Source organism: Pseudomonas sp. DP-17 (genome assembly GCF_022380625.1).
Classification (GTDB): Bacteria; Pseudomonadota; Gammaproteobacteria; order Pseudomonadales; family Pseudomonadaceae; genus Pseudomonas; species Pseudomonas nitroreducens_A.
On record NZ_JAKSXG010000020.1, the window covers coordinates 21,368 to 33,742 of the forward strand.

10 protein-coding genes are annotated in these 12,375 nt (G+C 65.4%); 5 read left to right on the forward strand and 5 right to left on the reverse strand.

The genetic code is table 11. The annotated features are described in order from the left end of the window. Positions 1-46 precede the first annotated feature (46 nt). Together MJ122_RS28760 and MJ122_RS28765 are read left to right on the forward strand one after the other, a co-directional pair. Positions 47-724, forward strand: a complete 678-nt coding sequence (locus tag MJ122_RS28760) for a response regulator (protein ID WP_088418136.1) — start codon at positions 47-49, stop codon at positions 722-724. After that, positions 721-2,064 (forward strand): ATP-binding protein, encoded by a 1,344-nt coding sequence (locus MJ122_RS28765; protein ID WP_088418138.1) that lies wholly within the window; start codon positions 721-723, stop codon positions 2,062-2,064. The genes MJ122_RS28760 and MJ122_RS28765 overlap by 4 nt, the downstream gene beginning before the upstream one ends. A 119-nt stretch (positions 2,065-2,183) precedes the next feature. Here the strand turns inward: MJ122_RS28765 and MJ122_RS28770 are convergent, their stop codons facing one another. Continuing rightward, the gene (locus MJ122_RS28770; RefSeq protein WP_088418140.1) at positions 2,184-3,185 is read right to left on the reverse strand and encodes an AraC family transcriptional regulator; all 1,002 of its coding nucleotides are present in this window, start codon (positions 3,183-3,185) and stop codon (positions 2,184-2,186) included. 365 nt (positions 3,186-3,550) lie between these two features. On the opposite strand from MJ122_RS28770, the gene MJ122_RS28775 reads away from it, so the two are divergent. Next, a complete protein-coding gene (locus tag MJ122_RS28775; protein WP_017516453.1) occupies positions 3,551-4,852 on the forward strand; it encodes a dicarboxylate/amino acid:cation symporter in 1,302 nt (433 codons plus the stop codon). A gap of 346 nt (positions 4,853-5,198) precedes the next feature. Here MJ122_RS28775 and MJ122_RS28780 read toward each other — a convergent pair whose 3' ends face one another. The 3 genes from MJ122_RS28780 to MJ122_RS28790 form a co-directional block, all read right to left on the reverse strand. Further along, on the reverse strand, positions 5,199-6,590 hold the full coding sequence (locus MJ122_RS28780) for an adenylate/guanylate cyclase domain-containing protein (protein WP_017516705.1): 1,392 nt from the start codon (positions 6,588-6,590) through the stop codon (positions 5,199-5,201). A 141-nt stretch (positions 6,591-6,731) separates the two neighbouring features. Beyond that, entirely contained in the window at positions 6,732-7,316 is a 585-nt protein-coding gene (locus MJ122_RS28785) for an HD domain-containing protein (protein ID WP_017516704.1), read from the reverse strand. A gap of 149 nt (positions 7,317-7,465) precedes the next feature. Next, complete coding sequence (locus MJ122_RS28790) at positions 7,466-8,269, reverse strand: helix-turn-helix transcriptional regulator (protein ID WP_088418146.1); 804 nt, start codon at positions 8,267-8,269, stop codon at positions 7,466-7,468. 213 nt (positions 8,270-8,482) lie between these two features. Between MJ122_RS28790 and MJ122_RS28795 the strand changes: the two genes are divergently transcribed. Together MJ122_RS28795 and MJ122_RS28800 are read left to right on the forward strand one after the other, a co-directional pair. Then, positions 8,483-9,847, forward strand: a complete 1,365-nt coding sequence (locus MJ122_RS28795) for an APC family permease (RefSeq protein WP_088418148.1) — start codon at positions 8,483-8,485, stop codon at positions 9,845-9,847. Between the two features lie 15 nt (positions 9,848-9,862). Next, positions 9,863-10,960, forward strand: coding sequence for a P1 family peptidase (locus tag MJ122_RS28800; protein WP_239747045.1), 1,098 nt, complete (start codon positions 9,863-9,865; stop codon positions 10,958-10,960). Between the two features lie 238 nt (positions 10,961-11,198). Here MJ122_RS28800 and MJ122_RS28805 read toward each other — a convergent pair whose 3' ends face one another. After that, positions 11,199-12,197 carry a sulfate ABC transporter substrate-binding protein gene (locus tag MJ122_RS28805; protein ID WP_239747046.1) on the reverse strand — a complete coding sequence of 333 codons (999 nt, stop codon included), beginning with the start codon at positions 12,195-12,197 and terminating at the stop codon, positions 11,199-11,201. Between the last annotated feature and the right edge of the window lie 178 nt (positions 12,198-12,375).

Below are 12,375 nucleotides of genomic sequence, written 5' to 3' on the forward strand. Positions count from 1 at the left end.
CAACCGGGCCCGCGCGGCCCGGTTGCCTGACTCAGGGAGTGCGCGCATGAAACTGCTGGTGGTCGAAGACGAGGCGCTGCTGCGCCATCACCTGTATACCCGGCTCGGCGAACAAGGCCATGTGGTCGACGCCGTTGCCAATGCCGAAGAGGCGCTGTACCGCGCCAGCGAATACCATCACGACCTGGCGATGATCGACCTCGGGTTGCCCGGCATGAGCGGCCTGGACCTGATCCGCGAGTTCCGCAGCCAGGGCAAGACCTTCCCCATTCTCATCCTCACCGCTCGCGGCAACTGGCAGGACAAGGTCGAAGGCCTGGCCGCCGGTGCCGACGACTACGTGGTCAAGCCTTTCCAGTTCGAAGAGCTGGAAGCCCGGCTGAACGCGCTGCTGCGCCGCTCCAGCGGCTTCGCCCAGTCAAGCATCGAGGCCGGCCCGCTGGTGCTGGACATCAACCGCAAGCAGGCGCTGGTCGACGGCGAATCGCTGCAGCTGACCGCCTTCGAATACCGCATCCTGGAATACCTCATGCGCCATCACCAGCAGGTGGTGGCCAAGGAGCGGCTGATCGAGCAGCTCTACCCGGACGACGACGAGCGCGACCCGAACGTCATCGAAGTGCTGGTCGGCCGCCTGCGCCGCAAGCTGGAGAGCGCCGCAGGCTTCAAGCCGATCGATACCGTGCGCGGCCAGGGCTACATCTTCAACGAGTTGTGTAAATGATCCGCTCGCTGCGCCTGCGGCTGATGATCGGCGCGGCGATTCTGGCCGTGCTGTTCATGGCGGCGCTGCTGCCGGCTCTCCAGCGTGCGTTCAGCATTGCCCTGGAGAACGCCATCCAGCAGCGCCTGGCGGCGGACGTGGCGACCCTGGTGTCCTCGGCGCGCATCGAGGGAAATGTCCTGAGCATGCCCGAGCACCTGCCGGTGGAGGACTTCAACCTTCCCGAATCGAAGTTGCTGGGCTTCATCTACGACCAGTCCGGCAAGCTGGTGTGGCGGTCCACCTCGGCCCAGGACGAGAGCGTCGACTACTCGCCCAAGTACGACGGCATGATCGACGAGTTCACCCGCATCCGTGATCGCTCCGGCCAGGAGTTCTTCGTCTACGACGTGGAGATCGACCTGCTGGGCGGCCAGCGCGCGGCCTACAGCATCGTCACCATGCAGCCGGAGAGCGAATTCCGTGAACTGGTCAGCGGCTTCCGCGACCAGCTCTACCTCTGGTTGGGCGGCGCGCTGTTGCTGCTGCTTGGCCTGCTGTGGCTCGGACTCGGCTGGGGCTTCCGCTCCATGCGTGGCCTGCGTTCGGAGCTGGATCAGATCGAGACCGGCGACCGCGAGCGCCTCAGCGACGAGCACCCCGCCGAGATGCTGCGCCTGACCGACTCGGTGAACCGTCTGCTGGACAGCGAGCGTGCGCAGCGCGAGCGCTACCGCAACTCCCTGGGCGACCTCGCGCACAGCCTGAAGACGCCGCTGGCGGTGCTGCAGGGCGTCAGCGAAACCCTCGCCGACGAGCCGAAGAACCGTGAGCAGGTGCAGGTGCTGCAGACCCAGATCGAACGCATGAGCCAGCAGATCGGCTACCAACTGCAGCGCGCGACCATGCGCAAGAGCGGCCTGATCCGCCACCGCGCGGCCCTCGATCCGTTGCTGGACACCATCGCCGGAGCGCTGGACAAGGTCTACCGCGACAAGCGCGTGAAGCTGGAACGCGACATCCCGCCGGGCTTCTCCCTGCCGCTGGAGCAGGGCGCACTGCTGGAGATGCTCGGCAACCTGCTGGAGAACGCCTACCGCCTGTGCCTGACCACGGTGAAGGTCAGTGCGCGCAAGAATGGCCGGACGTTCGAGCTGATCATCGAGGACGACGGCCCCGGCGTGCCGGCCAGCCAGCGCGAACGCATCCTCAAGCGCGGCGAGCGGCTGGACACTCAGCACCCCGGCCAGGGCATCGGCACCGCGGTGGTGAAGGACATCATCGACAGCTACGACGGCGAACTGGCGCTGGAGGATTCCGCGTTGGGCGGCGCATGCTTCCGGATTCGCCTGCCGGGTTGAGGGCTGCTCTTTCGCTCCCGCAGGAGGGTGTGGAGCGAAGCGATACCCATCATTCGTGAGATGTCCAGGGCAGCATGGGTATCGCAAGCTCCACCCATCCTACGACAAGCCCGCAACCGTCACTCCCCCTGCTGCGCCCGGTAGGCCCCCGGTGTCAGCCCCGTCCATTTCTTGAACGCCCGGTGGAAAGCCGAGGGCTCGGAGAAGCCGAGCTGGTCGGCGATGTCCTGGATCGAGTGTTCGTCGCGCCCCAGGTAATAGATCGCCAGGTCGCGGCGCAGCTGGTCCTTGAGCTCCTGGAAGTTCGGCCCTTCTTCGCGCAAGTGGCGACGCAGGGTCTGCGGGCTCATGTGCAGTTGCGCGGCGACCTGTTCCAGGTCCGGCCAGCTGCGGCAGTCGCGGCCGAGCAGGCGGCGGATCTGGCTGGTCAGGCTGTCGCCGCCGTCGGGGCGGGCGAGCAGGTCGGCGGGGGAATCCTTGAGGAAATGCTTGAGCGTGCGCTCATCCTGCAGTAGCGGCATGTCCAGGTAGCGCGCCTGCAGCAGCAGGCTGGTGCTGCAGGCGGAAAAGCGGCGAGGGCAGGGGAACAGCAGGTCGTATTCGGCCTGGTGCTCGGGCGGTGGATAGCTGAAGGTGGCTTCCTCCAGGCGGATGCGCTGGCCGATCAGCCAACTGGCCAGCCGGTGCCAGATCAGCAGCAGGCTCTCGGTGAGGAAGTGATCCGGGTCGCGCAGGTGGGTCTCGTCCAGGGTCAGGCGGGCACTGTCGCCATCGCGCACCAGTTCGATCCGCGGGGCCTCCGGAAACAGCCCGTAGAACAGCGAGCCGCGTCCCAGTGCCTTCTCCAGCGTGCGGCAGTGGATAATCGCGTTGCACATCATGGCGAAAGTGCCGCGCTTGCTTGGCAGGCTGCCCAAGCCCATGTACTCGTCGTCCAGCGCTTCCCACAGGTGTTGCATCAGGCTGGTGAACTGCGAGGGATCGATCCGCGCGCGGGGTTCGTCGAGGATGACCGGGGCGATGCCGGCGTTGCGCAGCAGCGCCTGGACGTCCAGCCCCTTGCGCTGCGCCCCGCGAATGGCGGCGCGGACGAAATGGCTGGCAATGGTGCGTTCTCGCATGAGCGGTCCTTGTTGTCATGGCCGCGTGTCCAGGAATCGCGCGGTGAACCCCGATCGAACCTGATCGGAGTTCTACAATCTACGGTACGAAGACCGTGGCGGATACCCGCCAGAGGGTGGGAAACCCGCCAGCGAGAAGGCGGGAATCCGCCATTTCCAGGGTCTTCCGTGCCGCGACTTTTTACGGAAGGCATTGAATTTAAAGGGATTACGTATTTTTTAAAGGTCTGGCACAGCACTTGCGATATGCGCTCAAGGCCTGCCGTCTGGCATGCCCTGAAAACAAATTCTCCCATTGCAGGGAGATAACGCGTTCGGTGTTGTGTTTCCTCCGGGAAGCACTCGCCCGTGAGGACAGAGCTGCCATGACCAAGCAACCCTTCTACAAAAGCCTGTACGTGCAGGTACTGATCGCCATCGCCATCGGTATCGCGCTCGGCCACTTCTACCCCGACACCGCCAAGCTGATGAAGCCGCTGGGCGATGGCTTCGTCAAACTGATCAAGATGGCCATCGCGCCGATCATCTTCTGCACCGTGGTCACCGGCATCGCCGGCATGCAGAGCATGAAGGCCGTGGGCAAGACGGGCGGCATGGCGCTGCTGTACTTCGAGATCGTTTCCACCATCGCGCTGATCATCGGCCTGGTCGTGGTCAACGTCGTCCAGCCGGGTGCCGGCATGCACGCCGACGTCGCCACGCTGACCGCCGAAATGAACAAGAACGCGGCGCTCACCGGCTTCATCGCTTCGGGCGAGAAGCAGAGCACCATCGACTTCTTCATGAACGTCATCCCCAGCACCGTGGTCGGCGCGTTCGCCAACGGTGACATCCTGCAGGTGCTGTTCTTCTCCGTGCTGTTCGGCTACGCGCTGCACCGCCTGGGTGACTACGGCAAGCCGGTGTTCGAGTTCATCGATCGCATCACCCACGTGATGTTCAACATCATCAACGTGATCATGAAGGTCGCGCCCATCGGCGCCTTCGGTGCCATGGCCTTCACCATCGGCGCCTACGGCCTCGGCTCGCTGGTGCAGCTGGGCCAGCTGATGCTGTGCTTCTACATCACCTGCCTGCTGTTCGTGCTGATCGTGCTGGGCGGCATCGCCCGTGCCCACGGCTTCAGCATCCTGCGCTTCATCTCCTACATCCGCGAAGAACTGCTGATCGTGCTGGGCACCTCGTCCTCCGAGTCGGCCCTGCCGCGCATGATCGCCAAGATGGAGAAGCTGGGTGCCGACAAGAGCGTGGTCGGCCTGGTGATCCCGACCGGCTACTCGTTCAACCTGGACGGTACCTCGATCTACCTGACCATGGCCGCCGTGTTCATCGCCCAGGCCACCGATACCCCGATGGACATCACCCACCAGCTGACCCTGCTGGTCGTGCTGCTGATCGCCTCCAAGGGCGCCGCGGGCGTCACCGGTTCGGGCTTCATCGTGCTGGCCGCGACCCTGTCCGCCGTCGGCCACCTGCCGGTTGCCGGTCTGGCGCTGATCCTGGGTATCGACCGCTTCATGTCCGAAGCCCGCGCCCTGACCAACCTGGTTGGCAACGGCGTAGCCACCATCGTGGTCGCCAAGTGGTGCAAGCAGCTGGACGAGAAGACCCTGTCCGCAGAACTGGCCGCCGGGCCGGGCAACTCCGCTGAGCTGCAGCCTTCCTGACGCGCTATCCAACGAGCAATTCGGCCCGGTGAACGTGAAGCGCCGGAGCCTTTCCAGCCCGCTCATTTGAGCGGGCTTTTTTATGCGCGGGTGGTTGGCGCGGCGGCGTGTCTTTTGTAGGAGCGAGCTTGCTCGCGAATCGTTTCCCGGCAGCTCCGGAGTTGGGTGGGTTCGCGAGCAAGCTCGCTCCTGCAGTTGTGCCTTGGCTGCGTGCAGAGGGGACTGGGTTTTGCAGAGGAACCGCCGGCGCGCGTAGGAGCGGACTCTGTCCGCGATTGGCCGGGCGAGGGTGTGCATCAACGGGAAAAGCGCACGCAGCGGCGTGCGCTGACGAAGCGGAAACGGATCAGAGAATGATCTTGTCCTTGAGCTTCTCCGCCGCCTGCTGCAGCGCCTGGATGACCCGTTCCTTGTCGTAGTTCTGCACGTTGTTGGTGTCCAGGTACATGGAGAAGCCCGGCACCTCGTGCTCGACGAAGCTGGGGTTGGAGCCCAGGTCGCGGCGGAAGTCGACCACCTGGTAGATCTGCACCGGTTTGCTGAAGCCTTTCACGGCGATCTGGCCCTTGTCGCGGCACATCAGCACGTCCTTCACCAGCGAATAGGTCTCGTGGCTGATGAGGATCTCGCCGGCCTCGGCGGCGCTTTCCAGGCGGCTGGCGAGGTTCACTTCGCGGCCGATGATGGTGTAGTCCATGCGCGTATCGGCGCCAAAGTTGCCCACGGTGCAGTAGCCGGTGTTCAGGCCCATGCGCACTTCCAGCGGCTTGGTGATGCCCTGGGCGCGCCACTGCTGGCGCATGACCTTCATGTGCTTGCGCATGGCCACGGCCATGGACACGGCGGCCACGGCGTCCTTCTTCGCGCCCTGGGTGGCCGGGTCGCCGAAGAACACCATCACGCAGTCGCCGACGAACTTGTCGATGGTGCCGCCGTATTTCAGGGCGATCTTCGACATCTCGTTGAGGTAGTTGTTGAGCATGTCGGTGAGGGCTTCGGCCTCGAGTTCCTCGGACAGCTCGGTGAAGCCCTTGATGTCGGAGAAGAACACCGTGAGCTTCTTGCGCTGGGTCTCCAGGCGCACCGTGCGTTTGCCGCTGAAGATCGATTCCCACACCTGCGGCGACAGGTACTTGGCCAGGTTGCTGGCCAGGCGCGCGGCCTTTTCCTGCTCCAGGGTGATGTCCGAACGGGCCTGTGCCAGGCGCAGGCCCTGCTGGTGCACGAAGAAGGCGGTGATGCAGATGTACAGGGTGGAGAACAGCACGCTGACCAGTGCGACGATGCTCGGCGTCTGGCCCTTGTAGGCCGGTGAGATCAGCGCGGCGCTGAGTACGGCGGCGCTCAGCGCCACCAGCAGCGCCAGGCCCAGCGAACGCAGGCCGCCGATGATCAGTGCGGAGAAGGCAAGGATCAGCACCAGCATCAGGCTGGGCACCTCGGAGAAGCCCAGCAGCGTGGTGGCGATGCCGGCATGCAGGGCGTCGATGAACAGCAGCACCAGGCGGGTACGTTGTGGGTTGTCGCGCTTGAAGCGGCGGCTGACCTGCTGGGCGAGGTGCGGGTAGAGCAGGGCGTACGGAATCATCCAGAGGATGTCGTAGCCGAAGTACTTGGCGAAGGTGCCGGCGGTAATGGTCGCGGCAACGGCAATGTAGGCCAGCACGCGGGAATGGTATTCGCGCAGGGGGGCGGGGGTGAGCGGCGTGCTGGAGCGCTCAAGAACGTTAGGCTTCATGCGCAAGAAACTTCCCTGGTGTGCGTAGGCTTTTGGCCGATTGCGCGTCTGATTTTGGGAGGGATCTTATTCCATGCGCAGCCCCCGGGCCAGCGGCGGTTCGCCACTCTTCGTCGCGAACCGCCGGTCGCCCTGGGACCCTCAGGCCATGGTGCCGTCGGGCTTCTGGTAGATGGAGCGGCGGGGCTGGGCAAAGACCCGGCGCAGCATGGGTTCGAAGAACTCCAGGGGTAGCACTTCACCTTCCGGGTCGAAGGCGGCGGCGTCGTAGCGCGCACAGAATTCGATGGTCTGCTCGAACTGCGGGTGGTCCTTGAACTGCTCGCGCAGGTGCCGGTCCAGGCCCAGGTGATGGAAGAAGTAGTACCCCTGGAAGATCGCATGCTTCTCGATCATCCACAGGTTCTCCTCGCTGACGAACGGCTTGAGGATGGCCGCGGCGATGTCGGCGTGGTTGAACGAGCCGAGGGTGTCGCCGATGTCGTGGAGCAGGGCGCAGACCACGTATTCCTCGTCGCGGCCGTCGCGGTGGGCCAGGGTGGCGGTCTGCAGCGAGTGGGTCAGGCGGTCCACCGGGAAGCCGCCGAAGTCGCCGTCGAGCAGGCGCAGGTGGGCCAGTATCCGGTCGGGCAGGAGGGCCGCGTACTGGCCGAAGTCCTTGGCGATGATCGCCCAGTCCTCGGCGCTGCCGTCTTCCATGTGGGTGAAGTGGGCGCGTGCGTTCATCGGGCTGTCCTCTTGTGATTGTTGGAGGGGGACGGCACCAGTCTAGAAGCGCACGCCGTTGGCGGTAGTGTCCGTGCAGCGCCAGCGGGGTGTCCTGCTGGGCGCGAATGGCACGGCATCAGCCGCGCCCATGGACGGCCTGGGACCGCTCAGGGGTTCTGCGGGTCGTGCCCCAGCGACTGCAGGAACAGCGAGAACAGCTCCGGCTGCGAGGAGATGTCGAGCTTGTTGTACAGGTGGCGGCGGTGGACCTTGATGGTCTCCGGCGAGATCGCCAGGCGCTCGGCCATGGCCTTGGAGGAGTAACCCCGCAGGATCAACCGGGCAATCTCCAGCTCGCGCTCCGAGAGGACGCCGGCGCCGAACTGGCTCAGGGCATCGCGCACCTGTACCGCTACGCCGTCGCTGGTGCCGGGAAGCAGGCGCTGGCTGCGTTGCTGCCAATGCTGCTGCATCAGCGCCAGCACCCAGGGACAGAGCATCGCCAGCAGGCCGGTCTGCTCGCCATCGAACAACCGGCGCATACCCAGCGACAGTGACAGCGCACCCTGGCCGGGCAGCTGGAGGATGAACTGCACCTCGTCCTCCAGCACGTTGTCGTGGAAGTAGCTGAGGAAGTACTCGCTCTGGCGGAACTGGTCCGGGGCGATTTCCTCCAGCCGGTACAGCCCGCTGGGTACGCCCTCGCGGCACGCCTGGTAGAAGGGGTCGAGCTGGAACAGGCCGTCGAGGTAGATGGCCATGGCGGCCGGCCCGGCGGTGGGCTCTGCGTCGTATTCCTCCAGCGCCACCGGGGTACCGCTGGCCGGGTAGAACATCGCCAGGGCGTTATCGAACGGCAGCCACTGGTGCAGCAACAGGACCAACTGCTTCCAGAAGCGCGGCTGGCCGATCTGCTCGATGGCGCGGCCGAGGTTGGCGTGCATGCCGACCTCGCGGAACAGGGTGTGCATCGTCGGGGGTATCTCCGCAAGGGCGTGGCGTGGATTCGGCTCACGGTTTCCTCCTTTTACCCGGGCACCGTCAAGAGGGCGTAACCCCAAATGGTGATTGGCCGCCACCGGCGCCATGTCCAGACTGCACCCCACGCAGCGCCCCGCACAGAGGGCGCGACAAGGTCTTCGTTCCTGCCTCAGCCACCAATAACAACACGAGGAAACAACGATATGAGCGCTTCCCCTGCGCCAGCGAGCGCGCTCAAGCCCAGCCTGGGCGTGCTCGACGTGGTCGCCATCACCGTCTCGGCGGTGACCCCCGCCAGCTCCGTTTTCGTCATTGCTCCGTTCGCCATCCAGCAGGCCGGCAGTGGTGCCTTCCTGGCCTTCGTCTTCGCCGGCTTCCTGGCGCTGATGTTCGCCTGGTGCTACGCCGAGCTCGGCCGTGCCCACAGTTCCGCTGGTGGCGAGTACGTCTACGCCAAGCGCGTGTTCGGCGGCCTCGCCGGTTACGCCACCTTCCTCACCGTGCTGGTCTCGCTGCTGTTCATTCCGCCGGTACTGGCGACGGGCGCGGCGACCTACCTCAACAACGCCCTGGGAACGAACTTCGACACCCAGACCGTCGCCCTGGTGATAGTCGCCGCCAGCTACGTGCTGGGCATCCTCAACATCCGGGTCAACGCCTGGATCACCGGTGTGTTCCTGCTCTGCGAAGTGGCGGCGCTGCTGGTCATCGTGGTTCTCGGCTTCGGCCATGTCAGCCAGCCGGTGAGCGTGCTGGTGGACCCGCAGCATATCGACGGCGGGATACTGGCCGCCGCGCCCTGGGCGCTGGTGATCGGTGCCGTGGGCACCGCGCTGTTCTCCTACAACGGCTTCGGCGGTGCGGTGCTGCTGGCCGAGGACATGAAGTGCGGCGGGCGCAACGTACATCGCGCGGTGATCTGGTCGCTGGTGCTGGTGGTGGCGATCGAGATAGTCCCGCTGACCGCACTGCTGTTGGGCGCGCCTTCGCTCAAGGACATGATCGCCAGCCCCGATCCGGTCGGCTACCTGCTCACCGCCCACGGCAATGAAACGCTGTCGCGGCTGGTCAGCGCCGGCATCTTCCTCTCGGTGTTCAACGCCATCGTCGCCATCGTCATCCAGGTCGGCCGGGTGATCTTCAGCAGCGGCCGCGACGAGCTGTGGACGCCGCTGATGAACCGCGCCTTCACCCGCATCCACCCGCGCTGGGAATCGCCGTGGATCGCCACGCTGTTCCTCGGCGTGCCCTCGGCGGCGCTGAGCTTCAGCTCGAACCTGGCGGACCTGACCTCCTTCACCGTGCTGCTGCTGGTGATGGTCTACCTGGTGGTGGCGCTCTGCGCACTGTTCAGCCGCGTGCTGCGCCGCGACCGCGAGCACCCGTACCGCATGCCGCTGTGGCCGTTGCCAGCGATGCTGGCGGTGATCGGTGCCGGCTACCTGTTGCTCAACCTGCTACTGGACGCTTCCTCGCGGGACGTCATGATCATTGTCGGGATACTGGCCGTGTCGGTGATTCTCTACAGCACCTACGGCAAGCTCAGCCCGGCCTTCCAGAAGCTTTAACTGCAAGGAGTCCGCATGCGCGCTCGTCAACTCGGCATCACCCTCGGCCTGGGCACACCCGGCGAGTTCAACGCCATCACCGATGTCCCCGGCATCCGCGTCGGCCATAGCACCCTGATCGGCGAGCGCGATGGTCGCGCCGTGCGCACCGGGGTCACGGTGGTCCAGCCGCGCGAAGGGGTGGCGCGCCAGCAACCCTGTTTCGCCGGTTGCCATGTACTCAACGGCAACGGCGATGCTACAGGGCTGGAGTGGATCCGCGAGGCGGGCCTGCTGACCACGCCCATCGCCATCACCAACACCCACAGCGTGGGCGCGGTGCGCGATGCGTTGATCGCCGCCGAGCATGCCGAGCTGGCGGACCCGTCCGTCTACTGGTGCATGCCGGTGGTGATGGAAACCTACGATGGCCTGCTCAACGACATCTGGGGCCAGCACGTTGGCGCCGAGCAGGTGCGCGAGGCGCTGGCCGCGGCTGAATCCGGCCCGGTACGGGAAGGCCCGGTGGGCGGCGGCACGGGGATGATCTGCCACGAGTTCAAGGGCGGCATCGGCACTTCCTCGCGCAAGCTGCCGGCGGAGCAGGGTGGCTGGACTGTGGGCGCACTGGTGCAGGCCAACCACGGCCAGCGCCGTGAACTGCGCGTGGATGGTTACCCGGTGGGTCGCCATCTGGGCGATCTGCCGTCGCCCTTCGCCCAGCAGGGCACGCCGGGCATGGGCTCCATCGTGGTGATCCTCGCCACCGACGCGCCACTGTTGCCGCACCAGTGCCAGCGCCTGGCGCAGCGCGCCTCGCTGGGGATCGCCCGTACCGGCGGCGGGACGGACGACTCCAGCGGCGACATTTTCCTCGCCTTCGCCACCGGCAACCGCGACCTGCCGCCGGCGGACTACGGGCGCAAGAACCTGCCGCTCGCCACGGCGTTGGAGATGGTCAACAACGACCATATCTCGCCGTTGTTCTCAGCCGCTGCCGAGGCGGTGGAGGAGGCCATCGTCAACGTGCTGCTGGCCGGCCAGGACATGCGCACCGATGATGGCGTGCGGGTGCCTGCCCTGACTGGGGAGCGGCTGCTGGCGGCATTGCGCGAGGTCGGTTGGAAGGGATGACGTGGTGCGTTCGGAGGATGGCGTGGAGCGAAGCGATACCCATCGATTGGCCCGGTGCCGATGCAGCATGGGTATCGCTGCATTCCACCCATCCTACGAGTCTCGCGAATGGATTCCCCGGCGATTCCGTTGCTGAGCGGGCTCGCGAGCAAGCCCGCTCCTGCACGCAGATGCTGTGCCATGAAAAAAGCCGGGGCTGCTGGGCAGCTCCGGCTTTTGACTTTCCCGTACCCGTGAATCAGTTCGGGGTGTAGATCTGGTCGAACACGCCACCGTCGGCGAAGTGGGTCTTCTGCACGGTGCGCCAGTCGCCGAAGGTCTTCACCACGGAGAAGAAGTCCACCTTCGGGAAGCGGTCGGAGAACCTGGCCAGCACCTGCGGGTTGCGCGGGCGCAGGTAGTTATTGGCGGCGATGGTCTGGCCTTCGTCGGACCACAGGTACTTCAGGTAGGCCTCGGCTTCGGCGCGGGTGCCTTTCTTGTCGACTACCTTGTCGACCACGGCCACCGGCGGCTCGGCTTCGGCGGAGACGGTCGGGTAGACCACTTCGAAGCCGCCACGGCCGAACTCGCGGGCGATCATCTCGGCTTCGTTCTCGAAGGTCACCAGCACGTCGCCGATCTGGTTCTGCATGAAGGTGGTGGTTGCTGCGCGGCCGCCGGTATCCAGTACCGGGACGTTCTTGAACAGCTGGGCGACGAATTCCTTGGCCTTGGCTTCATCGGCGCCATGTTTCTGCGCGTAGCCCCAGGCGGAGAGGTAGGTGTAGCGGCCATTGCCCGAGGTCTTCGGGTTCGGCACCACGACCTGGATGCCCGGCTTGACCAGGTCGTCCCAGTCCTTCAGGCCCTTGGGGTTGCCCTTGCGCACGATGAACACCGTGGCGGAGGTGAAGGGCGCGCTGTCGTTCGGCAGGCGGGTCGCCCAGTCCTTGGGCACCAGGCCGCCGTTGTCGGCCAGGGCGTCGATATCGGTGGCCTGGTTCATGGTGATGACGTCGGCCGGCAGGCCGTCGATCACCGCGCGGGCCTGCTTGCTGGAGCCGCCGTGGGACATCTGGATGGTGATCTTCTCGCCTTTCTCGGCCTGCCAGTGTTTCTGGAAGGCGGCGTTGTAGTCCTTGTAGAAGTCGCGCATCACGTCGTAGGAGACGTTGAGCAAGGGCTGGGCGGCCTGGGCGGCGGTGGCCAGGGCGAGGCCGGCGGCCAGCAGCGAGGCGCTGAACAGACGTTTCACGAGCAGTTCCTTTTGGCAGTGTTGTTGGGTAGCGATTATGCCGACAGGTTATATGCCACTTAAATACTTAAAGGCTATTTGCTTATGCGGGCAGCAGTGGTCTGCCCGATACCCATGCACTGTACAGAAAGCGCTTGCCGGCAGCCTGGCAGGCCTGCCGGGCAATGACCGCCCCGGG